The sequence below is a fragment of the Mycobacterium sp. HUMS_12744610 genome (genome assembly GCF_041206865.1).
GTDB lineage: Bacteria > Actinomycetota > Actinomycetes > Mycobacteriales > Mycobacteriaceae > Mycobacterium > Mycobacterium servetii.
Window position 1 is genome coordinate 1,534,545 of sequence record NZ_JBGEDP010000001.1, and the last position, 25,258, is coordinate 1,559,802.

Annotated in this window: 24 protein-coding genes and 2 pseudogenes; 15 read left to right on the forward strand and 11 right to left on the reverse strand. The window is 70.4% G+C overall.

Features of this window, described 5'->3' with window-relative positions:
* Positions 1-4: 4 nt before the first annotated feature.
* Both AB8998_RS07690 and AB8998_RS07695 read right to left on the reverse strand, forming a co-directional pair.
* The gene (locus AB8998_RS07690; protein ID WP_369737326.1) at positions 5-1,075 is read right to left on the reverse strand and encodes a patatin-like phospholipase family protein; all 1,071 of its coding nucleotides are present in this window, start codon (positions 1,073-1,075) and stop codon (positions 5-7) included.
* Positions 1,076-1,162: 87 nt separating this feature from the next.
* Complete coding sequence (locus AB8998_RS07695) at positions 1,163-1,618, reverse strand: lipoprotein LpqV (protein ID WP_369737327.1); 456 nt, start codon at positions 1,616-1,618, stop codon at positions 1,163-1,165.
* A gap of 116 nt (positions 1,619-1,734) precedes the next feature.
* Here AB8998_RS07695 and AB8998_RS07700 point away from each other — a divergent pair, with 116 nt between their 5' ends.
* Together AB8998_RS07700 and AB8998_RS07705 are read left to right on the forward strand one after the other, a co-directional pair.
* Positions 1,735-2,295, forward strand: coding sequence for a cysteine dioxygenase (locus AB8998_RS07700; RefSeq protein ID WP_369737328.1), 561 nt, complete (start codon positions 1,735-1,737; stop codon positions 2,293-2,295).
* Positions 2,295-2,684 carry a rhodanese-like domain-containing protein gene (locus AB8998_RS07705; protein ID WP_369737329.1) on the forward strand — a complete coding sequence of 130 codons (390 nt, stop codon included), beginning with the start codon at positions 2,295-2,297 and terminating at the stop codon, positions 2,682-2,684. The genes AB8998_RS07700 and AB8998_RS07705 overlap by 1 nt, the downstream gene beginning before the upstream one ends.
* Here the strand turns inward: AB8998_RS07705 and AB8998_RS07710 are convergent.
* The 3 genes from AB8998_RS07710 to AB8998_RS07720 are packed head-to-tail and all read right to left on the reverse strand — an operon-like array spanning position 2,681 to position 6,266.
* On the reverse strand, positions 2,681-4,423 hold the full coding sequence (locus AB8998_RS07710) for an alpha/beta hydrolase (RefSeq protein WP_369737330.1): 1,743 nt from the start codon (positions 4,421-4,423) through the stop codon (positions 2,681-2,683). The genes AB8998_RS07705 and AB8998_RS07710 overlap by 4 nt on opposite strands.
* Positions 4,424-4,431: 8 nt before the next feature.
* Positions 4,432-5,214 carry an enoyl-CoA hydratase gene (locus tag AB8998_RS07715; RefSeq protein WP_369737331.1) on the reverse strand — a complete coding sequence of 261 codons (783 nt, stop codon included), beginning with the start codon at positions 5,212-5,214 and terminating at the stop codon, positions 4,432-4,434.
* A 14-nt stretch (positions 5,215-5,228) separates the two neighbouring features.
* Entirely contained in the window at positions 5,229-6,266 is a 1,038-nt protein-coding gene (locus AB8998_RS07720; protein ID WP_369737332.1) for an enoyl-CoA hydratase/isomerase family protein, read from the reverse strand.
* 260 nt (positions 6,267-6,526) lie between these two features.
* On the opposite strand from AB8998_RS07720, the gene AB8998_RS07725 reads away from it, so the two are divergent.
* On the forward strand, positions 6,527-7,372 hold the full coding sequence (locus AB8998_RS07725; RefSeq protein WP_369737333.1) for a Bax inhibitor-1/YccA family protein: 846 nt from the start codon (positions 6,527-6,529) through the stop codon (positions 7,370-7,372).
* 58 nt (positions 7,373-7,430) lie between these two features.
* On the opposite strand, the gene AB8998_RS07730 is transcribed toward AB8998_RS07725, so the two are convergent.
* Together AB8998_RS07730 and AB8998_RS07735 are read right to left on the reverse strand one after the other, a co-directional pair.
* A complete protein-coding gene (locus AB8998_RS07730) occupies positions 7,431-8,648 on the reverse strand; it encodes an acetyl-CoA C-acetyltransferase (protein WP_369737334.1) in 1,218 nt (405 codons plus the stop codon).
* Between the two features lie 231 nt (positions 8,649-8,879).
* A pseudogene (locus AB8998_RS07735) lies at positions 8,880-9,684 on the reverse strand (SGNH/GDSL hydrolase family protein); the annotation flags it as partial.
* Between the two features lie 245 nt (positions 9,685-9,929).
* On the opposite strand from AB8998_RS07735, the gene AB8998_RS07740 reads away from it, so the two are divergent.
* The 4 genes and pseudogenes from AB8998_RS07740 (at position 9,930) to AB8998_RS07755 (ending at position 14,402) form a co-directional block, all read left to right on the forward strand.
* Complete coding sequence (locus AB8998_RS07740) at positions 9,930-11,003, forward strand: alpha/beta hydrolase (protein ID WP_369737335.1); 1,074 nt, start codon at positions 9,930-9,932, stop codon at positions 11,001-11,003.
* Positions 11,004-11,035: 32 nt separating this feature from the next.
* Positions 11,036-12,428 (forward strand): annotated as a pseudogene (locus AB8998_RS07745) (cystathionine beta-synthase).
* Positions 12,429-12,507: 79 nt separating this feature from the next.
* Entirely contained in the window at positions 12,508-13,224 is a 717-nt protein-coding gene (locus AB8998_RS07750; protein WP_369737336.1) for an RDD family protein, read from the forward strand.
* An 8-nt stretch (positions 13,225-13,232) separates the two neighbouring features.
* The gene (locus AB8998_RS07755) at positions 13,233-14,402 is read left to right on the forward strand and encodes a cystathionine gamma-synthase (RefSeq protein ID WP_369737337.1); all 1,170 of its coding nucleotides are present in this window, start codon (positions 13,233-13,235) and stop codon (positions 14,400-14,402) included.
* Positions 14,403-14,423: 21 nt separating this feature from the next.
* Here AB8998_RS07755 and greA read toward each other — a convergent pair whose 3' ends face one another.
* Together greA and AB8998_RS07765 are read right to left on the reverse strand one after the other, a co-directional pair.
* Positions 14,424-14,918 carry a transcription elongation factor GreA gene (gene greA, locus AB8998_RS07760; protein ID WP_369737338.1) on the reverse strand — a complete coding sequence of 165 codons (495 nt, stop codon included), beginning with the start codon at positions 14,916-14,918 and terminating at the stop codon, positions 14,424-14,426.
* A gap of 210 nt (positions 14,919-15,128) precedes the next feature.
* Complete coding sequence (locus AB8998_RS07765) at positions 15,129-15,563, reverse strand: DUF4307 domain-containing protein (RefSeq protein WP_369737339.1); 435 nt, start codon at positions 15,561-15,563, stop codon at positions 15,129-15,131.
* A gap of 113 nt (positions 15,564-15,676) precedes the next feature.
* Between AB8998_RS07765 and mca the strand changes: the two genes are divergently transcribed.
* The 4 genes from mca to AB8998_RS07785 are packed head-to-tail and all read left to right on the forward strand — an operon-like array spanning position 15,677 to position 19,274.
* Positions 15,677-16,549: a mycothiol conjugate amidase Mca gene (gene mca, locus AB8998_RS07770; RefSeq protein ID WP_369737340.1), complete on the forward strand. Its 873-nt coding sequence runs from the start codon at positions 15,677-15,679 to the stop codon at positions 16,547-16,549.
* Positions 16,546-16,857, forward strand: a complete 312-nt coding sequence (locus AB8998_RS07775; RefSeq protein ID WP_369737342.1) for a hypothetical protein — start codon at positions 16,546-16,548, stop codon at positions 16,855-16,857. Before mca ends, AB8998_RS07775 begins: the two co-directional genes overlap by 4 nt.
* A complete protein-coding gene (locus tag AB8998_RS07780) occupies positions 16,844-18,868 on the forward strand; it encodes a thioredoxin domain-containing protein (protein ID WP_369737343.1) in 2,025 nt (674 codons plus the stop codon). Before AB8998_RS07775 ends, AB8998_RS07780 begins: the two co-directional genes overlap by 14 nt.
* A 22-nt stretch (positions 18,869-18,890) precedes the next feature.
* A complete protein-coding gene (locus AB8998_RS07785; protein ID WP_369737344.1) occupies positions 18,891-19,274 on the forward strand; it encodes a nuclear transport factor 2 family protein in 384 nt (127 codons plus the stop codon).
* Between the two features lie 13 nt (positions 19,275-19,287).
* Here the strand turns inward: AB8998_RS07785 and trhA are convergent, their stop codons facing one another.
* Complete coding sequence (gene trhA, locus AB8998_RS07790) at positions 19,288-20,058, reverse strand: PAQR family membrane homeostasis protein TrhA (RefSeq protein WP_369737345.1); 771 nt, start codon at positions 20,056-20,058, stop codon at positions 19,288-19,290.
* Between the two features lie 164 nt (positions 20,059-20,222).
* On the opposite strand from trhA, the gene AB8998_RS07795 reads away from it, so the two are divergent.
* The 3 genes from AB8998_RS07795 (at position 20,223) to AB8998_RS07805 (ending at position 22,793) form a co-directional block, all read left to right on the forward strand.
* Positions 20,223-21,011, forward strand: a complete 789-nt coding sequence (locus AB8998_RS07795; RefSeq protein WP_369737346.1) for a (2Z,6E)-farnesyl diphosphate synthase — start codon at positions 20,223-20,225, stop codon at positions 21,009-21,011.
* 153 nt (positions 21,012-21,164) lie between these two features.
* Complete coding sequence (locus AB8998_RS07800; protein WP_369737347.1) at positions 21,165-22,265, forward strand: methyltransferase; 1,101 nt, start codon at positions 21,165-21,167, stop codon at positions 22,263-22,265.
* A gap of 105 nt (positions 22,266-22,370) precedes the next feature.
* Positions 22,371-22,793, forward strand: coding sequence for a hypothetical protein (locus AB8998_RS07805; protein WP_369737348.1), 423 nt, complete (start codon positions 22,371-22,373; stop codon positions 22,791-22,793).
* Between the two features lie 41 nt (positions 22,794-22,834).
* On the opposite strand, the gene coaA is transcribed toward AB8998_RS07805, so the two are convergent.
* Entirely contained in the window at positions 22,835-23,773 is a 939-nt protein-coding gene (gene coaA / locus AB8998_RS07810; protein WP_369737350.1) for a type I pantothenate kinase, read from the reverse strand.
* A 126-nt stretch (positions 23,774-23,899) separates the two neighbouring features.
* Between coaA and glyA the strand changes: the two genes are divergently transcribed.
* Positions 23,900-25,180 (forward strand): serine hydroxymethyltransferase, encoded by a 1,281-nt coding sequence (gene glyA / locus AB8998_RS07815; protein ID WP_369741469.1) that lies wholly within the window; start codon positions 23,900-23,902, stop codon positions 25,178-25,180.
* Positions 25,181-25,258: the final 78 nt, after the last annotated feature.

Here is a 25,258-nt window from a genome sequence, read left to right on the forward strand (position 1 = left end):
CGGGTCAGGCCTCGATCGCGGGCGGCGTGGTTGCGCCGGAGCCCGCCTCGAAGGCGTCCAGCGCCCGGTCGGCCACCGCGCGGCCGGCGGCGATCACCTCCACCGCGCGATGGAACTCCAGGCTGCGGCAGGTCGAGCGCGGAACCTCGATCAACAGGTCCGGCGGGTAGGCCGCCAGGCTGTGGCGCGCCAGCGCCGACTGGGCGATATCGATCGTGCGGTTCATCACCTCGAAGCTGCTCAGCCGGGGAACGTCCGCGTCGCCGTCGGCGGGTTCGGCGGCCTCGTGCGGCTCGGTGTCGGGATCCGCGTCGGGCCGATCGACGTCGGCGGGCCCGGCGCCCAACCTGCCCAGCACCGCCCGCGCCGTCGGCCGGTCGAGCAGCGAGCGGGTGGCGGCGGTGTCGAGCAGCGCCGAGGTGCTGCGCACCATGCGGTTCAACCACTCGGCGGTGGCGCCCGGCTCGGCGGCGCGGCTGGCGATCACCTCGCTGCCGCTGAGGTTCACCGCGACGGTCAGCTCGGCGTTGACCGCCGAGAGCGGGGCTATCGGCAACGGGTCGAGGATGCCGCCGTCGGCCAGCAGCCGTCCGTCGACCTCGTAGGGGGCGATCAACCCGGGAATCGCGATGGACGCCCGGATCGCCTCGTCGAGGGGGCCGCGCTGGAACCACACCGACTTCCCGGCCAGCAGATCGGTCGCGACCGCGGTGTAGGGGATGGCCAGTTCCTCGATGGCGAGCGGGCCCAGGATATCGCGCACCGCGTCCAGGATCTTGCCGGCCCGCATCACCCCCGCGGCGCTGATGGAGGGGTCCAGCAGCCGCAGGATGGTGCGCTGGGTCAACGACTTCGCCCAGTCGGCGAACTCGTCGAGGCGTCCGGCCGCCTGCAGGCCGCCGACCAGCGCACCCATCGACGAGCCGGCGATCCCGACGACGTCATAGCCGCGCGCCTGCAGCGCCTCGATCACCCCGATGTGGGCGTAGCCGCGGGCGCCGCCGCTGCCGAGGGAGAGCGCCACCCGCGTCGATGCCGATCGACGGGCAACCGCCGCGTCAGGTTCGCCGGGCATCCACTCATTCTGCGCGGCGGAGCGGTCCCCGGCTGCCCGGGCGGCACTTTTGTGCACCGTGATCTCAACAGCGCTGCGGCAGCGGCGCTATCCACATTCGTCGTTGGCGGCCGCCCGCGCGGCGACGATCACCGCTGCCTGCCGGGCCAGGCTCAGCCGCGCCCACGGGGTATCCCAGCTGCCCGGGGTTCCCGACGGCGACGCCTGGACCATCGCCAGATACGGCTCGACCAACGATGCGCCGGAGCCGGGCTGGGCATCCATCCACACCTTCGCGGCGTGACAGGCCTGGAAGTACTGCTCCTCGGTGGAATCGGCGGGGACGTCCACCCGGGTCGTCACGCCGGCGGGGGACAGGCCGATCGGGGCGGGCGGCGCCGGACCCCGGACACCGGCGCTGCCCGACGGCCCTGCCGGCGCCGACGTGGTCCCGCCACCGCCCGAGCCGCGCGAGCAACCGGCGAGCGCCGGCGAACATGCCAGCACGCCGGCAGCGAGGACGACGGCGCCCCACCGCGGGACCCGATGACTGCGCCGGCGCACTCTGCCAATCTATGCAACACTGGCTGCCGTGATGGAGCACTCCGGAATTTGCAGGTGTTGTCGGCGTTAGCACCCCGCCGCTCGCCCCGTCCGTTTTCCGTCTCTGGAGTTCCTCGATGTCCCTGCCCGTCACCCGTCATGCGGCCCTGCGCGCACGCGGCATCTCGTCCCCGTCCTCGGGGCCCACGCGGCTGCGGGTGCCCGACCTGCTCCACGCCACCGACCGGGCCGCCGACGACGTGCTCAGCGGACGTTGCGACCACCTGCTGCCCACCGGCGGCATCCCGGAGTCGCGGCGCTGGTTCACCCGCATCCACGGCGACGACGAACTCGACGTCTGGCTGATCGGCTGGGTGCCGGGCCACGCCACCGAACTGCACGACCACGGCGGGTCGCTGGGGGCGCTGACCGTGTTGTCCGGTGCGCTCGACGAATTCCGTTGGGACGGCGAGCGATTGCGGCGCCGTCGGCTCGAGGCCGGGGATCAGGCCGGGTTTCCGCTGGGCTGGGTGCACGACGTGGTGTGGGCGGGCGGGGGCGACGGCGGTGTGCGTCCGGCGCTGAGCGTGCACGCCTACTCGCCGCCGCTGACCGCGATGTCGTACTACGAGGTCACCGACGCCGACACGTTGCGCCGCAACCGCACCGAACTGACCGGCCACCCAAAGGGGCCGTGATGAGCCGCATCGACGTCGTCCTTCGATCCGCCCGGCGCCGCTACCGCCGGCTTCCCGCCGCCGAGGTGCCCGAGGCGCTGCGCCGCGGGGCGGTGCTCGTCGACATCCGGCCGCAGGCGCAGCGCTCCGACGAAGGTGAGCTGCCCGGGGCGCTGGTCGTCGAACGCAACGTGCTGGAATGGCGCTGCGATCCGACCAGCGAGGCCAGGCTGCCCGAGGCCGTCGGCGACGATGTCGAATGGGTGATCGTGTGCTCGCAGGGTTACACCTCGAGCCTGGCGGCGGCCGCGCTGCTGGACATCGGTCTGCACCGGGCCACCGACGTCGTCGGCGGCTATCACGCGCTGGCCGACGCCGGGGTGCTCGACCGGCTGCCCGGATCCCGTTAGTCGCCGGAGTGCAGCAGCGGCCGCAGTCGCTCGGTCTTGGCCGCTGTCCAGCCGGGTGGCGACAGGACGGCGGCCCAGCCGTTGGCGACGTCGGCGACGTAGCGATGGCCATGGCCGTCGGGCACGTCCAGGGCGACCGCCATGTCGGCGGTGACCTGCAGGAACGTCACCACCGGGATCCAGCGCGTCTGCGGCAGCACGTCGTAGCCCCGTTTTTCCTTCAGCCAGTCCGGTTCCTTGAACAGCAGGCTGGGCGTCCACCAGGCGATCGGGTCCGACGCGTGCTGCAGATAGACCACCCGCGGGACGTCCCAGGCGGCGTCCGGACGCGCGAAATTGCTTGGGCGGGCGACGAACCGGACGTTCTTGCCGTCGTGGTAGATCGGCAGCCACTCCGGTGAGCCGGGATCGCGGGTGGCGGTCAGGTCCGTCCAGATGGTGTTGTTGAACGTCGGGCCGCTGAACAGCGCCCCGTCGGTGCGTGCCAGGACGTTGTTGAGGCTCATGAACGGCGCCTCGGCGCCGAAGGACCCCAGGCTCTCGCCGAACACCACGAGCTTGGGGCGATGCCCCTCGGGCATCAGCCGGATCAGCCTGTCGACGGCCTCGAAGAGCGCCTGGCCGGCGTGGCGGGCGTTCTCCTTGTCCACCAGGAACGACAGCCAGCTGGGCAGGAACGAGTACTGCATGCTCACGACCGCGGTGTTGCCGTTGTACATGTACTCCAGCGCCGAGGCTTCGGCCTCATTGATCCAGCCGGTGCCGGTGGTGGTCCCCACCGCGACGACGGCGCGCTGCAGCCCGCCGGTGCGCTGCAGCTCCTGGGCCGCCAGCTCGGCGGTCGCGGTGATGCCGTCCGTGGTGGCGTCCAGGCCGGCGTAGGCGCGGATCGGCTCGGTGGCCGGGGCCCCGTTGAACTCGGTGAGCTGCTCGACGGTCGGGCCGCCCTCGACGAAGATGCGGCCCTCCCGGCCCAGCGACTCCCACGACACCAGCGATCCCGGGCCACCGGAGCGCAGCGGCGTTCTCGGGGGCGCGGTGGCGGGGTTCATCTCGTCGTTGGCCGAGGCGAAGGTGTGGTTCATTGTGCGCATCGCGGACTTGAGTACGACGCCGTTGAGCACGGTGATCGTGAGGACCGCGAGCGTGACCACCACGATGGTCGCCGAGAGCCGAAACGGCGCCACCCGGTCGACCCGCCTGACCAGGAAGCTGACCAGCCAGCGGATGGCCTGCCCGATCTCGACCAGCGTGAACAGCACCACCAGCGACAGTCCGGCGGCCACCGGGTAGTCGTACCAGCGCAGGTGCGGCACGCCCATCAGGTCGCGCACGTCGTCCTGCCAGACGTGGAAGCGGATCGCCATGATCACCATGCCGACCGCCCCGATCGGGATCAGCACCATCCAGGCCCAACGCGGCGCCGGCGGGCTGGAATTCCGGTCGCTCATGTAGCGGACCAGCCAGACCGCGAAGACGCCGAGCCCGTAGCCGATAGCTCCGGAGATCCCGCTGACCAGTCCCTGGAACAGCGCGGTGCGCGGCAGCAGCGACGGCGTCATCGAGCACCACACGAAGACCAGCCCGACGGCGGTGCCGGTGAAGGTGTAGTGGCGCAGCCACCACTGCCGGCGGCCGAGCACCGACTCCCGTGGTGTGGCTGTTGCGGTTCCGGCTTCCGCACTGTCGGCCGCCGGTTGGTGGCCGACGGTGCTGGTCGCGGAAGCCGCTTGGTCCATCGAAAGCCCTACCGGTGGCGGAAGTTCGGAGGGCGTTTCTCGATGAAGGCGGCCATGCCCTCGGACTGGTCCTCGGTGGCGAAGGTCGAGTGGAACAGCCGGCGCTCGTAGAGCAGGCCCTCGGACAGGGTGGTTTCGAACGAGCGGTTCACGGCCTCCTTGGCCATCCGGGTCGCCGAGCGCGACATCTGCGAGATCGTGGTGGCCACGGCCCTGGCCTCGGTCAGCAGGTCGTCGGCCGGTACCACGCGCGAGACCAGGCCGCTGCGTTCGGCTTCCGCGGCGTCGATGGTGCGCCCGGTCAGGATCAGGTCCATCGCCTTGGCCTTGCCGATGGCGCGGGTGAGCCGTTGGGAGCCGCCCATGCCGGGCAGCACGCCGAGTTTGATCTCCGGCTGGCCGAATTTCGCCGTGTCGGCGGCGATCAGCAGGTCGCACATCATGGCGAGCTCGCAGCCGCCGCCGAGGGCATGACCCGCCACCGCGGCGATCGTCGGGGTGCGGACGGCCGCCAATTTCGCCCAGGGGGCGAAGAAGTCGGCGCCGAAGGCATCCGCGTACGTCAGCGCGGCCATCTCCTTGATGTCGGCACCGGCGGCGAATGCCTTCGCCGATCCGGTGATGATGATCGCCCCGATGCCGGGATCTTCGTCGAATTCCGTCGCTGCGCGGGTGACTTCGTTCATCACCCGACTGTTGAGAGCGTTGAGCGCCTGCGGCCGGTTCAGCGTGATGACGCCGACCCGCTCGTCGCGCTCGACGAGGATGGTCTCGTATTCCGTGTCTGTCACCGAATCCGCCTTTCTCAGAAGCTCAAGTCGTCGTCGACCGGCGCGAAATACGCGTCGACGTCGGCCGCGCTCACCGCGGCCAGCGTCGCCGGCGACCACTTCGGGTTGCGGTCCTTGTCGATCAGCTGCGCCCGGATGCCCTCCACCAGGTCGTGCGATCGCAGCGACGCACTCGACACCCGATAGTCTTGCACCAGAACATCTTCCAGCGTCCCCAGCTTCTCGGCCCGGCGCACCGCGGCCAGCGTCACCGACACCGCGATGGGGGAGCGGGTGGCGATCAGGTCGGCGGCCTCCTGCGCGGCGGGTGCGCCGTGTCCGCGCAACGCGGCCAGGATGTCCTCGGCGCTGTCGGCGGCATAGCATTCGGCGATCCAGTCCCGTTGTGCGGCAAGCTCACTCGGTGGTGGTTCGACGGCGTGGCGGGCCAGCGCGGCGTCGGGCCCGTCGGCGACGACCGCGCGGGTGAAGGCCTCGAGGTCGCCGTGCGGGACGTAGTGGTCGGCGAATCCCATCGCGATGGCGTCGGCGCCGGAGAACGGCGCACCGGTCAGGGCGGCGTGCAGACCCAGCCCGCCCGGCGCGCGGGACAGCAGGAAAACCCCGCCCACGTCGGGGATGAACCCGATGCCGACCTCGGGCATCGCGACCTTCGACGTGTCGGTCACCACCCGGGTGTTCGCGTGCGCGCTGACGCCGACCCCGCCGCCCATCACGATGCCGTCCATCAACGAGACGTACGGCTTGGCGAACCGGCCGATCTGGGCGTTGAGCAGATACTCCTCACGCCAGAACCGCCGCGCCTCCACCCCGTCCTTGCGGGCGCTGTGGTAGACCGCGACGACGTCGCCGCCGGCGCACAGACCGCGTTCCCCCGCCCCGGCGAGCACCACCGCGCGGACTGCGTCGTCACCGGCCCAGTCGGTGAGCACCGCCCGCAGCGCGTCGACCATCGGCTGGTTCAGCGAGTTGATCGCCTTGGGGCGGTTGAGCGTGATCAAGCCGACGTCCCCCTCGACGCGGGTCAGAACCTCGTCGGATCCCTCTGTCACGCCCTGGCCTCCTCTTGTTCGCGATCCGTTCGCATTCTGCGCGGCCGCCCCGAAGCCGAACCCGGCCTCGACGAGAAATCTAGATCGTTCCGAGGTCGGCAATGCCTGCGGGTAAGGTTTATGTTTAAGCCGACGACCACATCCGAGGCAGGAAACACTCGTTAGACGCCGGCTCTGTCGGGAACTCCGGTCGGGCCATCGATCGTTGAGTGTGTGTTCGCACATATCTCGAAGCCACAGCCATGAGAGAGGATCCGACGGTGCGGGAGACTAGCAACCCGGTATTTCGTTCGCTGCCCAAGCAGAGCGGCGGATACGCGCGCTTCGGCACGGGCGCGTCGCAGGTGCAGCAGGGCTACTACCAGGCCGATGCTTATCGGGCCCCCTACCAGGAGGCCAAAGCCACCCGTCCGGTGACCATCGACGACGTCGTCACCAAGACCGGCATCACGCTGGCCGTGCTGTCGGCCGCCGCGGTCGTCTCCTACTTCCTGGTGGCCGGGAATGCCGCGCTGGCGATGCCGCTGACCATGATCGGTGCGCTCGGCGGACTGGGACTGGTGCTGGTCGCCACCTTCGGGCGCAAGCAGGACAGCCCGGCGATCGTGCTCAGCTACGCCGTCCTGGAGGGGCTGTTCCTGGGCGCCATCTCGTTCGTGTTCGCGAACTTCCAGGTGTCCTCGGCCAGCGCCGGCGCCCTGATCGGCGAGGCGGTGCTGGGTACCTTCGGGGTGTTCTTCGGGATGCTCGTGGTCTACAAGACCGGGGCCATCCGGGTCACGCCCAAGTTCACCCGCATGGTCGTCGCCGCCCTGTTCGGTGTGCTGGTCCTGATGCTCGGCAATTTCGTGTTGGCGATGTTCGGCGTCGGCGGCGGCACGGGCATGGGCCTGCGCAGCGGCGGGCCGCTGGCGATCATCTTCTCGCTGGTGTGTATCGGCATCGCGGCCTTCAGCTTCCTCATCGACTTCGACGCCGCCGACCAGATGGTCCGCGCCGGCGCGCCGGAGAAGGCGGCCTGGGGCATCGCGCTGGGGCTGACGGTGACCCTGGTCTGGCTGTACATCGAGATTCTGCGCCTGCTCAGTTACCTGCAGAACGACTAGTTCCTTCACCAAAAAACGGCACGCCGACCGGCGTGCCGTTTTTTTGGTGCTCGCCGGTTCAGCTCAGCCGCTCGATGATCATCGCCATGCCCTGGCCGCCGCCCACGCACATGGTTTCCAGGCCGAACGTCTTGTCGTGGGTCTGCAGGTTGTTGAGCAGCGTGGTGGCGATGCGCGCGCCGGTCATGCCGAAGGGGTGGCCCAGCGCGATGGCCCCGCCCGACACGTTCAGCTTGTCCTCGTCCATGCCCAGCTCGCGCGCCGAGCCCAGCACCTGCACCGCGAACGCTTCGTTGATCTCGTACAGGTCGATGTCGCCGATCGACATCCGGGCGCGCTCCAGGGCCTGCTTGCACGCCTCGATCGGGCCCAGGCCCATGATCTCCGGCGACAGCCCGCTGACCCCGGTGGACACGATGCGCGCCAGCGGTGTGAGGCCGAGTTCCTTGGCCTTGGTGTCGCTGGTGATGACCAGCGCGGCGGCGCCGTCGTTCAGCGGGCAGGCATTGCCCGCCGTCACCGTGCCGTTGGGCCGAAACACCGGCTTGAGCTCGCTGACCTTCTCGTAGGTGGTGCCGGCCCGCGGGCCGTCGTCGGTGCTGACAGTGCTTCCGTCCGGCAGGGTCACCGGGCAGATCTCGCGCTCGAAGAAGCCGCTCTTGATGGCCTCCTCGGCCCGGTTCTGGCTGCGCACCCCCCAGCGGTCCTGCTCCTCGCGGCTGATCCCGGTCAGCAGCGCCACGTTCTCGGCGGTCTGGCCCATCGCGATGTAGACGTCGGGCAGGTTGCCGTCGGCGCGGGGGTCGTGCCACTCGTCGGCGCCAGCCGCGGCGGCCGCCGAGCGCTCCTGGGCCGCGTCGAACAGCGGATTCTTGGTGTCGGGCCACGAGTCGGAGTTGCCCTTACCGAAGCGGGAGACCGTTTCCACGCCCGCGGAGATGAACGCGTCGCCCTCCCCGGCCTTGATCGCGTGGAACGCCATCCGCGTGGTCTGCAACGACGACGAGCAGTACCGGTTGACCGTGGTGCCCGGCAGGAAGTCGTAGCCCAGCTCGACGGCGACGACGCGCGCCATGTTGAACCCGGATTCGCCGCCGGGCAGGCCGCAGCCCAGCATCAGGTCGTCGATCTGGTGCGGGTTGAGCGCGGGAACCTTGTCGAGCGCGGCGCGCACCATCTGGGCGGCCAGGTCGTCGGGCCGCATGCTGACCAGTGACCCCTTCATGGCGCGGCCGATCGGCGAGCGAGCGGTGGACACGATGACAGCTTCAGGCATGACGATTTCCTTCGAATCCGATGGGGCGTGCGCGCTTCAAGAGCCGGTCGTGCGCCCACCGCCTACGGGCCCGGACGCGACCACCCCAAATCTAATCGCTGCCCACCGGCTGGTACGACGACGGGGCTGATGACCCCGCTTCCGGACGCCGCCACAGCCGCGACACCACGGGGATGCCGGACTGCGCCGGCGACGCCGGGATGGCCGGCGCAGGGGCTTCGTCCCTCCCGCTGAGCACATCGACGAGCGCCAGCAACAGCGCGTCGGCCGCCAGCGCGTAGGCGGCGGGGGAGGGGTGGTAGCCGTCGGCGGAGAACATCGCCTCGGGCGTGGCCCGGGACTGCGGCGCCAGCAGATGGGCCAGGGGCACCGGGACCCCGCCCGCGGCCCGCACCGAGGCGGCCTGGGCGCGGGCCAGCTGCGAGGTGCGCGCGTGTGCCAGCGAGCGCAGCGGCTGCGGGATGGCGCTGATCACGCCGAGGTCCGGGCAGGTGCCGACGACCACCACCGCGCCGTGGGTGCGCAACCTGCGGACCGTCAGGGCCAACCGTTGCGCCGACGGGCCGACGCCGTTGAGGGCGGTCACGTCGTTGGCGCCCAGCATCATCACCGCCGCGTCCGGCGGGGGGCCGGCGACGAACATCGCGTCGACCTGCCCGCACACCCCCTTCGACGTCGCGCCGACGATGGCCTTGGTGCTCAGCCGGATGCGGCTTCCAGTGCGTTCGGCGAGCCCGCGGGCAATGAGCACGCCCGGCACTTCCTCGGCGCTCGTGCAGCCGTACCCGGTTGCCGTCGAGTCGCCGAAGATCATCACATGCAGGTCGGAGTGAATGCCGCGATACCATCGCTCGACCGGACCGCCGCCGGGCGCGTAGACGCCGTCGGCCCGCGGCGGGATGTCCCACGACTTCGGGATCACGGTGCGCGCGTGCGTCGCCTGGCCGAGCAGCAGGTTGCGAGCGCCCAGGTACGCGGTACCCGTCGAGGCGAGAGCCCCTGCTGTGGCCAGGGCGATCGTCGAACGACGCGGCACCCGGATGGTCACGGTGATCAGTTTAGACCGGCTCGGGGGTTTGCGCGGGCGCCTTCTGAACAAACTGATCACGTTGTGAATCAGATGTGGTATCAACTTTGGCCGTTCAATCGCCTTCTGTGGCAACGCGTGTCAAGCTGACGCTCGACGGGTTAGCTGAATGGCGCGGCGGGAGCCGGTAACCAGACGCTTAGCTGCCGCGTCGCATGCCGTATCGGACTACAAAGACGTAGGAAGTGTTGAGCATGACCGCATTTCGCGACGAATACAGCTCGCCCCGACCCCCCGTCCGCACCCACGATGTCCTCAAGGCCCGCAGAGCCCGGGCCCGCCGATTCGCCATCAGCGACGGCGCACCGGTCGAGGTCCTCGAATCCGGGCCCAGCATCGCCGCGCGGGTGGCAGGCCTGGCCGCGCGGCTGACGATCCGGCCGGTGCTTGCCGTGGGCAGCCATGCCCCTCACGTGCCGTGGCCCTGGGGGCTGATCGACTTCGCGTCGCGGGTGCTGCTCCCGGTGACGGCCACCGTTCGCGAGACGATCAACCTGCGCAACGCCTCGGCGCAACTGGTGCGCGCGCCCGGGGTCCTGCCCGCGGACGGCACCCGCCGGGTCGTCGTCTACCTGCACGGCGGCGCGTTCTTGACCTGCGGGGCGAACTCGCACGGCAGGCTCGTCGAAGCGTTGTCCGAGTTCGCCGACGCGCCCGTCCTGGTGGTCAACTACCGCCTGCTGCCCAAACATTCGATCGGCATGGCCCTCGACGACTGCCACGACGGATACCGGTGGCTGCGTGAGCGCGGCTATGAGCCCGACCAGATCGTGCTGGCCGGCGACTCCGCCGGCGGCTACCTGGCGCTCGCGCTGGCGCAACGTCTGCAACGCGAAGAGGAAAGCGAGGTACCGGCCGCGCTGGTGGCGATCTCGCCGCTGCTGCAGCTGGCGAAGGAGTGCAAGCAGGCGCACCCCAACATCAGGAGCGACGCGATGTTCCCCCCGAAGGCGTTCGACGCCCTCGACGTCCTCGTCACCAGCTCGGCAGCCAAGAACACGGTGGACGGCAAACCCGAGGAGATCTACGAGCCGTTGGAGCACATCACCCCCGGGCTGCCGCGCACCCTGATCCACGTCTCGGGTTCCGAGGTGTTGCTGCACGACGCCCAGCTGGCCGCCGGCAGGCTGGCGGCGGCCGGGGTCCCGGCCGAACTGCGCGTCTGGCCCGGTCAGATCCACGACTTCCAGCTGGCCGCGCCGATGGTGCCGGAAGCGGTCCGCTCGCTGCGCCAGATCGGCGAGTACATCCGCGAGGCCACCGGCTAGGCGGCCCGACGTGCGCCTGAGACGATGAGCGGATGCGGATCGCGCAGCACATCAGTGACCTGATCGGTGGTACCCCGCTGGTGCGCCTGCACGCCGTCGTCCCCGCCGGTGCCGGCGTCGTGGCGGCAAAGGTCGAATACCTCAACCCCGGAGGCAGCTCCAAGGACCGGATCGCGGCCAAGATGATCGATGCCGCGGAGGCCGGCGGGCAGCTCAGACCGGGCGGGACCATCGTCGAACCGACGTCGGGCAACACCGGCGTCGGTCTCGCCATGGTCGCCCAGCGCCGCGGGTACCGGTGCGTCTTCGTGTGCCCCGACAAGGTCAGCGAGGACAAGCGCAACGTGCTACTCGCCTACGGCGCGGAGGTCGTCGTCTGCCCCACGGCGGTGCCGCCCGAGCATCCCGACAGCTACTACAGCGTCTCGGACCGGCTGACCCGAGAGATCGACGGGGCGTGGAAGCCCGACCAGTACGCCAACCCGGAGGGACCGGCCGGCCACTACGAGACGACCGGCCCGGAGATCTGGGCCGACACCGACGGCAGGGTCACCCACTTCGTCGCCGGGATCGGCACCGGCGGGACCATCACCGGCGCCGGCCGCTACCTCAAGGAGGTGTCCGGCGGGCGGGTGCGCATCGTCGGCGTCGACCCCGAGGGATCGGTGTACTCCGGCGGCAGTGGCCGGCCCTACCTGGTCGAGGGGGTCGGCGAAGACTTCTGGCCGGCGGCCTACGACCCGGGCGTGCCCGACGAGGTCATCGCGGTGTCCGACTCCGACTCGTTCGACATGACGCGGCGGCTGGCTCGCGAGGAGGCGCTGCTGGTCGGCGGCTCGTGCGGGATGGCGGTGGTGGCCGCGGTGGAGGTCGCCGAGCGGGCCGGACCCGACGCCCTCGTCGTCGTCTTGCTTCCCGACGGCGGCCGCGGCTACCTGTCGAAGATCTTCAACGACGCTTGGATGTCGTCGTACGGGTTCCTGCGCAGCCGCCTCGACGGCTCCACCGAGCAACCCACGGTAGGCGAGGTGCTGCGCGGAAAATCCGGTGCGCTGCCCGCCCTGGTGCACACCCATCCCTCCGAGACGGTGCGCGACGCCATCGGGATCCTGCGCGAATACGGCGTGTCACAGATGCCGGTGGTCGGCGCGGAGCCCCCGGTGCGGGTCGGCGAGGTCGCCGGCAGCGTCTCCGAACGCGAACTGCTCTCGGCCGTGTTCGAGGGTCGCGCCAGACTGGCCGACGCCGTATCGCAACACATGAGCCCGCCGCTGCGCATGATCGGCGCCGGCGAGTCGCTCGGTGGCCGGCGCAGCCCTGCGCGACTCGGACGCCCTCATGGTGGTGGAACAGGGCAAACCCGTCGGTGTCATCACACGGCAGGACCTGCTCGGCTTCCTCTCGGACGTGCCGCGGCGGCGCTAGGGGAGACCTCTTGGGCGGCCCCCGTCTCAGGTAATGTGGGTCGGCCCGGTTCGACCAACTCCGCAGCGGAAGGTTGCCCATGACCGATCAACCGCCACCCGGCGGCGCTTACCCGCCCCCGCCGTCGTCGCCCGGGCCCTCCGGCGGGCCTGAGCCGGAAGCCGGTAAGCACGAGGCGCCACCGCCGCCCCCACCGCCGGGCGGAGGCGCTTACCCGCCGCCCCCCGGCCCGTCCTCCCCGCCGCCGCCCCCGCCGCCCCCGCCCTCCGGCGGGTACGCGCCCCCGCCGCCCGGCCCGGCGATCCGCACCCTGCCGAAAAGCGACTACACGTCGTGGTTTTCCCGGGTGCTGGCGTTCGTCATCGACATCCTGCCCTACGTCATCTTGCACTCGATCGGCACCGGAATCCTGATGACCACCCAGCAGACGTCCTGCGTCACCGACATCACGTCGTACGCCGTCAACCAGGTGTGCGCCACCCAGAACTCACCCGTCGGGGTGCTGGCGCAGGCACTGACCTCGGCGGTGGGGTTGTTCTACCTGATCTGGAACTACGGCTACCGCCAGGGCACCACCGGTTCGACCCTGGGCAAGTCGGTGCTCAACTTCAAGGTGGTCAGCGAGGTCACGGGGCAGCCCATCGGGTTCGGGCGGTCCATCCTGCGTGTCTTCGCGCATTTCGTCGACGCGATCATCTGCTTCGTCGGCTTCCTGTTCCCGCTGTGGGACGCCAAGCGGCAGACGCTGGCCGACAAGATCATGTCGACGGTTTGTCTGCCGATCGGAGGTAGGTAGCCGCGCGGATGAAAGGAGAGCGCAGCACACCTCCCCGCGGGACGGCCGGACTGGCCACCCGGGCCATCCACGCCGGCTACCCGCCGGATCCCGCGACCGGGGCTGTGAACGCCCCGATCTATGCCAGCAGCACGTTCGCGCAGGACGGTGTGGGCGTCCTGCGCGGTGGGTTCGAGTACGCGCGCACCGGCAACCCGACCAGGGCCGCGCTGGAAGCCTCGCTGGCGACCGTCGAGGAGGGCGCGTTCGCGCGGGCGTTCAGCTCCGGGATGGCCGCCGCCGACTGCGCCCTGCGGGCGATGCTGAGACCGGGCGACCACCTGATCATCCCCACCGACGCCTACGGCGGCACCTTCCGCCTCATCGACAAGGTGTTCACCCAATGGGGTGTCGGCTACACGCCGGTGGCGCTGGCGGACTTGGACGCCGTCCGCGCCGCGATCACCCCGCAGACGCGGCTGATCTGGGTCGAAACACCGACCAACCCGTTGCTGTCGATCGCCGACATCGCCGCCATCGCGGGTCTCGGGGCGGACCGCGGTGCGAGGGTGCTGGTCGACAACACGTTCGCCTCACCCGCGCTGCAGCAACCGCTGACGCTGGGCGCCGACGTCGTGCTGCACTCGTGCACCAAGTACATCGGCGGCCACTCCGACCTGGTGGGCGGCGCGCTGGTCACCGATGACGAGGAGTTGGACGCCGCCTTCGGTTTTCTGCAGAACGGGGCCGGCGCGGTACCGGGCCCGTTCGACGCCTACCTGGCGATGCGTGGCCTCAAGACGCTGGTGCTCAGGATGCAACGCCACGGCGAGAACGCCCTGGCCGTGGCGCAATTCCTCGCCGAGCACCCCGCGGTGACCACCGTGCTGTACCCGGGCCTGGCCGGCCATCCGGGGCACGAGGTCGCGTCGCGGCAGATGCGGGGCTTCGGCGGCATGGTCTCGGTGCGGATGCGGGGCGGGCGGCGCGCCGCCCAGGAACTGTGCGCCCGCACCGAGGTGTTCATCCTGGCCGAGTCCCTGGGTGGGGTGGAGTCGCTGATCGAGCATCCCAGCGCCATGACGCACGCGTCGACGACCGGGTCGCAGCTGGAGGTTCCCGACGACCTGGTGCGGCTCTCGGTCGGCATCGAGGACGTGGCGGATCTGCTGGCCGATCTCGACCAGGCCCTGCGCTAACCCGCGCGCCAGCACTAGGCGTTAGGAGTGGTAAGGTTCCGCGCTGACGAGCGTGACCTCGACGGTGCTGCCGTTGGGAACAGTGTAGCTGCGGGTCTCGCCGACCTTGGCGTCGATCAGCGCGCCGCCCAGCGGCGAGTTCGGCGAGTACACCTCGAGCTTGCCGTCGTTGACGCCCTCCTGGCGGGTGGCGATCAGGAACGTCTCGGTGTCGGACTTGTCGCCGTTGTAGTAGACCTTCACGACCGAGCCGGGCAGGGCGACGCCGGACTGCTTGGGCGCCTCGCCGACCTTCGCGTTGCTCAGCAGGTCCTGCAGCTGGCGGATACGGGCCTCCTGCTGGCCCTGCTCCTCACGCGCCGCGTGGTACCCGCCGTTCTCGCGCAGGTCGCCCTCCTCGCGGCGGTCGTTGATTTCGGCTGCGATGACCGGACGGTTGGCGATCAGCTGATCGAGCTCGGCCTTGAGTCGGTCATGTGACTCCTGGGTCAACCAGGTCACCTGAGTATCCGTCATCTCGTCGCGCTCCTAGTGTTGTCGCTTCCGCGCCGTCGCGTAAGCCTTCGTGTGCTGCCGCCGGCGGGCGCCTCGGGAACCCCCGGTTGCTGCCGCGTCGCCCCGCCCACGGCCATTAATGCAGCAATACACGGTCCCAGCAGGAACCGTGCATTCATCCATGTTACCACCGCGGAAACATCTGGTGACCCACAAATTCGCAGTTCGCGGTCAGGACGGTCGCAGATAGTCGGGGACGTCGGTGCCGCAGCCGTAGATGTCGGCCATCATCGGCGGCCGGTAGGAGTCCACGGTTGTCGTGACCTGCACCGTGGCCTGGTCGGATGGCGGGACCAGCACCTCTCGTCGACCGGTCTCGCTGCCGTCCCGGGCGCGAACCCGCACGATGCAGTCCACGGGCCGCGACGGGTCCGAGCGCGTCACGCTGATCGTCACCGAGGCCGTCTCGTCGTCGATGACCTGGTAGCCGGCCAGCGAACCCGAGACGTCGCCGGTGCCGAGCCGTTGATAGCCGATGACGGCGACCACGACACCGGCCGCGACCGCGAGGACGGCCAGCGCGATGGCCAGGCCCCGCCGCGACATCCGCGACAGTCGAGGACGCCCGTAGCGGCCCTCGGGGCGAGGAATAAAAGTCTCGCTCATGCGTGATTCATATCTGGATGGCGATCGGGCAACCCCGGCCTAGGGGATGCCGACGATCGAGAACTGCAATTATATGGTCGAACGGGCCGGCCGGCGGAGCGACGAGGGAGCGTGTGAGCGAACTGCGGTTGATGGCGGTGCATGCCCACCCCGACGACGAATCCAGCAAGGGTGCGGCCACACTGGCCAAGTATGCCGACAAGGGGCATCGCGTGCTGGTGGTGACGTTGACCGGCGGGGAACGCGGCGACATCCTCAACCCGGCGATGGACCTGCCCGACGTGCGCGGGCGATTGCCGGAGGTCCGCCGCGACGAGATGGCGAAGGCGGCCGAGATCCTGGGCGTGGAGCACGCCTGGCTGGGTTTCGTCGACTCCGGGTTGCCCCAGGGCGAACCGCCGCCGCCGCTGCCCGAGGGCTGCTTCGCGCTGGCGCCGCTGGAGGAGTCCGTCGAGGCGCTGGTGCGCCTGGTTCGCGAGTTCCGGCCGCACGTGATCACCACCTACGACGAGAACGGCGGCTACCCCCATCCCGACCACATCCGCTGCCACCAGGTCTCGGTCGGCGCCTTCGAGGCCGCGGGCGACTACCGGCGCTTCCCGGAGGCCGGCGACCCGTGGACGGTGTCCAAGCTCTACTACATCCACGGGTTCCTGCGGGCGCGCATGCAGTTGCTGCACGACGAGGCCCTCAAGCACGGCCGCGACGCCCCGTTCAAGAAGTGGCTCGAGCACTGGGATCCCGAGCATGACCCGTTCGAGTCGCGGGTGACGACGCGTGTGGAGTGCTCGGCTTATTTCGGCCGGCGCGACGACGCACTGCGGGCGCACGCCACGCAGATCGACCCCAACCACGACTTCTTCGCCGCTCCCATCGCATGGCAGGAGCGGCTGTGGCCGACCGAGGAGTTCGAGTTGGCCCGCTCCCGGGTGCCGGTCCGCCTGCCCGAGGACGACTTGTTCGCCGGAATCGAGGTCGACGGGTGAATCATGTTCTTCTCGCGGCCCATGTCGCGGTTTGGGCCGACGGTGCGCCGCGCAACCATGGGCCCGACTTCGGCAAGGCCAGCCCGCTGGGGCTGCTGGTGATCGTGCTGCTGCTGATTGCCACGCTGTTTCTGCTGCGGTCGATGAACCGGCAACTGAAGAAGGTGCCCGAATCGTTCGACCCCGAGCACCCGGCCCCCGACCAGGCCGCGGACGAGGGCACCGACACCGTCGACCCGGCCGCGGACGAGGGGGGCGACGTCGACGGCGCGACGCGGCCACCAGGATCCGGTGATGAGCCCCGCTGACCTGGCCCGGACGAACACGCTGGGGCTGGCGGCCAGCCCGTACCTGCGCCAGCACGCCGACAATCCCGTGCACTGGCAGCAGTGGACGCCGGAGGCGCTGGCGGCCGCGGCGGCGCGCGACGTGCCGATCCTGCTGTCCGTCGGCTACGCCGCCTGCCACTGGTGTCACGTCATGGCCCACGAGTCGTTCGCGGACGACGAGGTGGCCGCCGCGATGAACGCGGGGTTCGTCTGCGTCAAGGTCGACCGCGAGGAGCGGCCGGACATCGACGCGGTCTACATGAACGCCACCGTCGCGCTCACCGGTCAGGGGGGCTGGCCGATGACATGCTTTCTGACCCCCGACGGCCGGCCCTTCTTCTGCGGCACGTACTACACGAAAGACGATTTTCTGAAGATCCTCACGGCCGTCACGGAGACCTGGCGGGACCGCCGCGACGACGTCGAGGAGGCGTCTGACCGCATCGCCGGGGAGCTGCGGACGATGACGGCCACGTTCTGGGAGCAAGCAAGCGGGAGTTCGGCGTTGGTCCCGGCGGTGTGCGACCACGCCGTCGCGGCACTGCTGGCCGGCGAGGACAAGGTCAACGGCGGCTTCGGCGATGCACCCAAGTTCCCGTCGGCTGCCGTGCTCGAGGCGTTGTTGCGCAACTACGAGCGCACCCGTTCGCCGGCCGCCCTGGAGGCGGTCGAACGCGCCGGCAACGCGATGGCCCGCGGCGGAATCTACGACCAGCTCGCCGGTGGCTTCGCCCGGTACAGCGTCGACAACGCCTGGGTGGTCCCGCATTTCGAGAAGATGCTCTACGACAACGCGCTGCTGCTGCGCGCCTACGCGCACTGGGCCCGCCGCACCGGGGATCCGCTGGCCCGCCGCATCGCCGCCGAGACGGCGCGCTTCCTGCTCGTCGAGCTGTCCGACGCCGACATGTTCGTCTCGTCGCTGGACGCCGACGCCGACGGCCGCGAGGGTTCGACCTACGTCTGGACGCGCAAGCAGCTGAGCGAGGTGCTCGGTGACGACGAAGGCCGCTGGGCGGCGCAGATTTTCGCGGTGACACGGTCCGGCACGTTCGAGGACCGGGCCTCGGTGCTGCAGCTGCGCGAAGACCCCGACGATCCGCAACGTTTGGAACGGGTGCGGTCCGCGCTGCTGGCCGCCCGCCGCACCCGGGCCCAGCCGGGCCGCGACGACAAGGTCGTCACCTGCTGGAACGGGCTGGCGATCGCCGCGCTGGCCGAGGCCAGCGTGGCTCTGGACGAACCCGAGTTGGCCCGCGCCGCGGCGCGCTGTGCGGCCGCGCTGCTGGACCTGCATATCGTCGGCGGCCGGCTGCGGCGGACCAGCCTGGGCGGGGTGGTCGGCGACAGCGCCGCCACCCTGGACGATCACGCGATGCTGGCCGCCGGCCTGCTGGCGCTGTATCAGCTGACCGCCCAGGAGGACTGGCTGACGGCGGCGGCCGGGCTGCTGGACACCGCGCTGGAGCGCTTCGCCGACCCGGACCGGCCCGGCCGCTGGTTCGACACGGCCGACGATGCCGAGGAGCTGATGTTGCGGCCCGCCGACCCGCTGGACGGCGCGACGCCGTCGGGCGCGTCGTCGGTCACCGAGGCGCTGCTGACTGCGGCGCACCTGGTCGACGGGCCCCGCGCCGAACGGTACCTGCAGGCGGCCTCCGCCGCGCTCGACGCCCATTCGGTGCTGCTGGCGCAGGCGCCGCGCTCGGCCGGCAACTGGGTGTCGGTCGCCGAGCTGGCGGTTCGCGGGCCGCTGCAGGTCGCTGTCGCCTGCGACCCGGCACGCTCGGAGCTGCTCGCCGAGGCGCGCCGCCTGGCGCCCGGCGGGGCGATTGTCGTCGGGGGCGCGCCCGACTCGTCGGCGCTGCTCGCCGGCCGCGCCAGGGTCGGCGACGCCGACGCTGCCTACGTGTGCCGGGGCCGGGTGTGCGACCTCCCGGTGACCCGGGCCGCGGAGCTGGCCGCGGCCCTGGGTGTCCCCCGGCGCTAGCGCGGCCGTTACCCTGCGTCTCATGCCGCACGCCGACGATCGCACCCCAGCGATCACCGCAACCGTCAACCGTTACATCGCGCTGGTCGCCGGGGGCAGCGCGGACGAGTTGGTCGAGCTCTACGCCGACGATGCCACGGTCGAGGACCCGGTCGGCGGTGAGGTGCACATCGGCCGCCAGGCGATCCACGGCTTCTACTCCGCGCTCGAGGGTGCGCAGCGCGAGTGCGAACTGGTGTCGCTGCGGGTGGCCGGCAACGAGGCGGCTTTCCAGTTCCGGCTGACCGTGAACGCGGGCGGTCAGCGGATGCTGATCGAGCCGATCGACGTCATGGCCTTCGACGAGCGCGGCAAGGTCACCACGATGAAGGCGTACTGGTCGGCCACCGACGTGACCCAGCTCTGAAGCTCCGGCGCGATCAGGCCGGGTGGCCGACGTAGAAGACCGCCAGCCACATGGCGATGTAGTGCAGTACCGCCGCGAGCACGGTGAACGTGTGGAACACCTCGTGATAGCCGAACGTGCGCGGCCACGGGTCGGGCCAGCGCAGTGCGTAGAACACGCCGCCGACGCTGTAGAACACTCCGCCGACGGCCAGCAGCACCATCGCCGCCACCCCGGCGGTGTGGATGATCGTCGGGGCGTACCACACCGCCACCCAGCCCAGCAGAAGATACAGCGGCACGCCCACCCAGCGGGGCGCCGTCGGCCAGAACACCTTCAGCACGATCCCCGCCGCCGCGCCGCCCCACACGATCCACAGCACCGTCACCCCGGTGCTCTGCGGCATGGCCAGGCGCGCGAACGGAGTGTAGCTGCCGGCGATGAACAAGAAGATCGTCGAATGGTCCAGCCGCTTCATCCACTGCCGGGCGGCCACCGATTTCCACTGGACGCGGTGGTAGGTGGCGCTGACGGCGAACATCGCCACGGTGGCCGCGGCGTAGATGAGCGTCGAATGCCCGGCGCGGGGCGAGGCGAGCGCCCACGACACCGACACCAGGGTCGTCCCGCACACCACCGCCAGCCACGCCGAGTAGAAGTGGATCCAGCCGCGCATCCGCGGCTTCGTCAGGATCCGGGCGGCGTCTTCGACGAGCTCTTCGACCGGGTTCTCCGGGGCGGATGACTCTGATCGGGGTTCCGAATCGGCCCCCGAATCGGCGGGTGTGCTGGTCTGCCTGCTCATGTCTCCTGTTGCCTTGCACGTCGGGCTCGCACGTCGAAAAACATGCCACGAGCGCTGGCCTTCCACACTAGCCGCGGAGGGTCGTCGCTGCGATGACGCCCGCGCGGTGTCATCCGCCGCAATCACGGCGGGAATCGGGCCGCCCGACAGTAGGGTGGGTCTTCGTGGAGATCATCCCGCCCCGGCTCAAGGAGCCGCTCTACAAGGTCTACGAGCTGCGGCTGCGGCAGGGCCTGGCCGCGTCCAAAGCCGGACTGCCGCGCCACATCGCGGTCCTGTGCGACGGCAACCGGCGTTGGGCGCGCGACGCGGGTTACGACGACGTCAGCTACGGCTACCGGATGGGCGCCGCCAAGATCGCCGAGATGCTGCGCTGGTGTCAGGAGGCCGGCATCGAGATGACCACCGTCTACCTGCTGTCCACCGAGAACCTGCAACGCGATCCCACCGAGCTGGCCGGGCTGATCGAGATCATCACCGATGTCGTCGAGGAGATCTGCGCCCCGGCCAACCGCTGGAGCGTGCGCACCGTCGGGGACCTCGAGCTGCTCGGCGAGGAACCGGCCCGGCGGCTGCGCGGCGCGGTGAAGTCGACACCGGCCGTGGCGTCCTTCCACGTCAACGTCGCGGTCGGCTACGGCGGCCGCCGCGAGATCGTCGACGCGGTGCGGGCGTTGCTGGGCAAGGAACTCGCCAACGGCGCGACGGCCGAGGAACTCGTCGAGGCGGTGACCGTGGACGCCATCTCCGAGAACCTCTACACCTCCGGGCAACCCGACCCCGACCTGGTGATCCGCACGTCCGGCGAACAACGCCTGTCCGGGTTCCTGCTGTGGCAGAGCGCGTACTCGGAGATGTGGTTCACCGAGGCGCACTGGCCCGCGTTCCGCCGGGTGGACTTCCTGCGCGCGTTGCGCGCCTACAGCGAGCGGCACCGCAGGTACGGCAAGTAGCGAGGGTTATCGGCGGGTCCCCGGCGTGCCAGACCTGCGCGGGCGCGTCGATGCCGGTTCGCCGACCGCGGCCCCGCGTTGACGAACCCGGTGCACCCGCGCCGCGGCAGTTACTCTCGCAGCCGGGGCATCGGTTACCGGAAGGGCACTGGAATGGCTATGTCGACGATTCCGCCCGCGAAGGTCGTCCGGGCGATCGAACGCGCCAGGCATCACCTCGGCCGGCTGTACCGCCGGACGCTTCCCGCTCCGGCGGTCTTGCTGGAAATGCTGATGGACGCGTGGGTGGCGCAGGCGATCACGGCGGCGGCCGATCTCGGCATCGCCGACGCGCTGGCGAGCGGCCCGCTCGCGGCCGGGGACCTGGCGAAGGCGGTCGGCGCGGACACCGACGCACTCACCCGGCTCATGCGCGCCCTGATCTCGCGCGGGATATTTCGCCAGCGCCGTGACGGCCGCTACGACCTGACCCCGCTGGCTCAGCCGCTGCGTCGTGACGCCGAGATCTCGCTGGCCGCGTGGGCCCGCTGGGCGGGCTCGCCCCAGCTGCGCGAGCGCTGGAGCCATCTCAGCGACGGCATCCGCGCGGGCCGATGCGTCGCCGCCGAGATGGCCGACCAGAACATGTTCGACTACCTGGCCGGCCAGCCGGAACTGAACGACATCTTCAACCAGGCCATGACCAACGTCTCCGAACTCTCGATCGCCCCGCTCATGGCGGCCTACGACTTCGGGAGCTTCGGTGCCCGCGCCACCATCGTCGACGTCGGGGGTGGGCACGGCCGGCTGCTTTCGGCCATCCTGGCCGCCACCCCGCAGGCGCGCGGCGTCCTGTTCGACATGCCGCAGGTGGTGGCGGGGGCGCCGGAGGAACTGCGCAGACACCGCGTCGCCGACCGCGTCGAGATCGCCGAGGGTTCGTTCTTCGACGACGTGATTCCGCCCGGCGGCGACATCTACGTCCTGAAGAACGTGATCCACGACTGGCTCGACGACGACGCCGAGCGCATCCTGCGCAACGTGCGCTCGGCGTGCGCGACCGGCAAGCACGTGCTGCTCATCGAGCTGGTGATCCCGGCGCACGACCGCGACTCCCCCGGCAAATGGCTGGACCTGGACATGTTCGTCAGCGCCGCCGCCCGCGAACGCACCGCGGAGGAATACCGCCGGCTCCTGCAGCGCGCCGGCTTCCGGCTGACGCGGGTGGTCGAGACGGCCTCGCCGTTCAGCGTCATCGAGGCCGAGGCGGTGTAGGCGGGGTCGGTGGCAGTGGTTGGCAGTGCCGCGCGTCGACGTGGCAGTGCTCCGCGGCGACGCTGAGACGTGTTCGACCCATCCGCCATCGCAAGGAGTGATCGCATGACCTCGGTATCCGGTGCGTCCGGTCTCGGCGCCCCTCATCTCTACGACTCGACCGACTCGCTGCTGCGTTTCGCCATGCGCGCCGACGCGACGGTGACCGGGCTGTGCGGGCTCGCCGTCGCCTTCGCCGCCGACCCGCTGTCGTCGCTGACCGGCCTGCCGTCGGGCGTGGAATACGGCCTCGGCGCCGCTTTCGTGCTTTACGGGCTGGTGGTGTTCAGCCTCGCGGCGGTGCCCCGTCCGCGCCGCGCCGGGGCCAGTGTCGTCGTCGCGAACGTCGCTTGCACGCTGGCCGCGGTGCTGGCCGCCGACCTGGTGCCCATGACCGGCCTCGGGGTTGCGGCGATGCTGGGCAGCGCCGTGTACACGACGGCGTTCGCCGCGCTGCAGTATCTGGGGGTGCGCCGCCTGGCGGCCTGAGCGCCCGACGCGTGGCTGCGGGGTCCGGGCGGGCCCCGCAGCTACAGCTTGCGCAGGCGCAGCCGGTTGATGGAGTGGTTGGCGTCCTTGCGCAGCACCAGGGTCGCGCGCGGCCGGGTGGGCAGGATGTTCTCGACCAGGTTGGGCCGGTTGATCGAGCGCCAGATCTCGCGCGCGGCGGCGACGGCCTTGGTGTCGCTGAGGGGCGCGTAGTGGTGGAAGTGCGATTCGGGGTCGGCGAACGCCGTGCTGCGCATGGCCAGGAACCGCGAGATGTACCACTGCTCGATGTCCTCGATGCGGGCGTCCACGTACAGCGAGAAGTCGAACAGGTCCGAGACCATCAGGGTCGGGCCGGTCTGCAGGACGTTGAGGCCCTCCAGGATCAGGATGTCGGGGTGGCGGACGACCTGCTTGGCCGCGGGGATGATGTCGTAGTGCAGGTGGGAGTACACCGGCGCGCACGCGTACTCGGAACCGGACTTGACCGCGGTCACGAAACGCATCAGCGCCCGCCGGTTGTAGCTCTCGGGAAATCCCTTGCGGTGCATCAAGTTTCGCCGGTCCAGCTCGGCGTTGGGGTACAGGAACCCGTCGGTGGTCACCAGGTCGACCCGCGGGTGGTGTTCCCAGCGGGCCAGCAGGGCCTTCAGCACGCGCGCGGTCGTCGACTTGCCGACCGCGACGCTGCCGGCGACGCCGATGATGAACGGCACGGGCCGGTCGGGGTTCTGCTGCGGTTCGCCGAGGAACTCCGCCGTGGCAGCAAACAGGCGCTGGCGGGCGGCGACCTGGAGGTGGATGAGCCGGGCCAGCGGCAGGTACACCTCTTCGACTTCGAGCAGGTCGATTTGCTCGCCGAGTCCGCGCAGGCTGACGAGCTCCTCCTCGGTGAGGGCCAGCGGCGTCGACATGCGAAGCGCACGCCATTGCTTCCGGTCGAACTCCACATAAGGGCTCGGCTCGCTAAGCCGCGGCATAGAGCAAGTGTGGCAGGGCCCGTCGGGCGCCCGACGGCTGGGCTGGCTAAAAGTGCCGCTCGATAGACTGCCCGTGTGACTGCTGCACCTGACGCCCGCGCCACCGCTCCCGGCACGTCCTCTGTGATGTCCGCCCCGCTCGCCGAGGTCGACCCGGACATCGCGGAGTTGATCGGCAAGGAGCTGCAGCGGCAGCGCGACACCCTGGAGATGATCGCGTCGGAGAACTTCGTGCCGCGCGCGGTGCTGCAGGCCCAGGGCAGTGTGCTGACCAACAAGTACGCCGAGGGTCTGCCCGGCCGGCGCTACTACGGCGGCTGCGAGTACGTCGACGTCGTGGAGAACATCGCCCGCGACCGGGCCAAGGCGCTTTTCGGCGCGGAGTTCGCCAACGTCCAGCCGCATTCGGGGGCCCAGGCCAATGCGGCGGTGCTGCACGCGTTGATGACGCCGGGGGAGCGGCTGCTGGGGCTGGACCTGGCCAACGGCGGGCACCTCACGCACGGCATGAAGCTGAACTTCTCCGGCAAGCTCTACGAGACCGGTTTCTACGGCGTCGACCCCACCACGCACCTGGTCGACATGGACGCGGTTCGGGCCAAGGCCCTCGAGTTCCGTCCGAAGGTCATCATCGCCGGCTGGTCGGCGTATCCGCGGACCCTCGACTTCGCGGCGTTCCGGGCGATCGCCGACGAGGTCGACGCCAAGTTGTGGGTGGACATGGCGCACTTCGCCGGCCTGGTGGCCGCCGGACTGCACCCGTCGCCGGTGCCGCACTCCGACGTGGTGTCCACCACCGTGCACAAGACGTTGGGCGGAGCCCGCTCCGGCATGATCATGGGTAAGCAGGAGTACGCCAAGGCCGTCAACTCGGCGGTCTTCCCGGGCCAGCAGGGCGGCCCGCTGATGCACGTGGTGGCGGGCAAGGCGGTCGCGCTCAAGATCGCCACCACGCCGGAGTTCGCCGACCGGCAGCGGCGCACGCTGTCCGGCGCGCGCCTCATCGCCGAGCGGCTGACGGCCCCCGACGTGACCAAGGCCGGCGTGTCGGTGGTCAGCGGCGGCACCGACGTCCACCTGGTGCTGGTCGACCTGCGCGATTCGCCGCTCGACGGGAAGGCCGCCGAGGACCTGTTGCACGACATCGGCATCACCGTCAACCGCAACGCGGTGCCCAATGACCCCCGCCCGCCGATGGTGACGTCGGGGTTGCGGGTGGGGACCCCGGCGCTGGCCACCCGCGGTTTCGCCGACGCCGAGTTCGCCGAGGTCGCCGACATCATCGCCACCGCGCTCGCGGCGGGGACGTCGGCCGACGTCGCCGCGCTCCGGCGCCGGGTCACCACGCTGGCCGCGAACTTTCCCCTCTACGAGGGCATCGAGGACTGGACGCTGGTCGACGGTTAGCGGACGGCCGGTCGGTCCCGAAAGGACCAAAGTCACCAATCGGTTGCGACACGACCGGAGAATTTCACTCACCTGTGT

Excerpts from the sequence above, each read along its gene's own strand:
- greA (WP_369737338.1), bottom strand. The coding sequence starts at position 14,918 with ATGACGGATACTCAGGTGACCTGGTTGACCCAGGAGTCACATGACCGA.
- AB8998_RS07710 (WP_369737330.1), bottom strand. The coding sequence starts at position 4,423 with ATGGACCAAGCGGCTTCCGCGACCAGCACCGTCGGCCACCAACCGGCG.
- AB8998_RS07700 (WP_369737328.1), top strand. The coding sequence starts at position 1,735 with ATGTCCCTGCCCGTCACCCGTCATGCGGCCCTGCGCGCACGCGGCATC.
- AB8998_RS07805 (WP_369737348.1), top strand. The coding sequence starts at position 22,371 with ATGACCTCGGTATCCGGTGCGTCCGGTCTCGGCGCCCCTCATCTCTAC.
- AB8998_RS07800 (WP_369737347.1), top strand. The coding sequence starts at position 21,165 with ATGGCTATGTCGACGATTCCGCCCGCGAAGGTCGTCCGGGCGATCGAA.
- AB8998_RS07780 (WP_369737343.1), top strand. The coding sequence starts at position 16,844 with ATGAGCCCCGCTGACCTGGCCCGGACGAACACGCTGGGGCTGGCGGCC.
- AB8998_RS07730 (WP_369737334.1), bottom strand. The coding sequence starts at position 8,648 with ATGCCTGAAGCTGTCATCGTGTCCACCGCTCGCTCGCCGATCGGCCGC.
- AB8998_RS07705 (WP_369737329.1), top strand. The coding sequence starts at position 2,295 with ATGAGCCGCATCGACGTCGTCCTTCGATCCGCCCGGCGCCGCTACCGC.
- AB8998_RS07755 (WP_369737337.1), top strand. The coding sequence starts at position 13,233 with ATGAAAGGAGAGCGCAGCACACCTCCCCGCGGGACGGCCGGACTGGCC.
- coaA (WP_369737350.1), bottom strand. The coding sequence starts at position 23,773 with ATGCCGCGGCTTAGCGAGCCGAGCCCTTATGTGGAGTTCGACCGGAAG.
- trhA (WP_369737345.1), bottom strand. The coding sequence starts at position 20,058 with ATGAGCAGGCAGACCAGCACACCCGCCGATTCGGGGGCCGATTCGGAA.
- AB8998_RS07690 (WP_369737326.1), bottom strand. The coding sequence starts at position 1,075 with ATGCCCGGCGAACCTGACGCGGCGGTTGCCCGTCGATCGGCATCGACG.
- AB8998_RS07740 (WP_369737335.1), top strand. The coding sequence starts at position 9,930 with ATGACCGCATTTCGCGACGAATACAGCTCGCCCCGACCCCCCGTCCGC.
- AB8998_RS07785 (WP_369737344.1), top strand. The coding sequence starts at position 18,891 with ATGCCGCACGCCGACGATCGCACCCCAGCGATCACCGCAACCGTCAAC.
- glyA (WP_369741469.1), top strand. The coding sequence starts at position 23,900 with ATGTCCGCCCCGCTCGCCGAGGTCGACCCGGACATCGCGGAGTTGATC.
- AB8998_RS07765 (WP_369737339.1), bottom strand. The coding sequence starts at position 15,563 with ATGAGCGAGACTTTTATTCCTCGCCCCGAGGGCCGCTACGGGCGTCCT.
- AB8998_RS07750 (WP_369737336.1), top strand. The coding sequence starts at position 12,508 with ATGACCGATCAACCGCCACCCGGCGGCGCTTACCCGCCCCCGCCGTCG.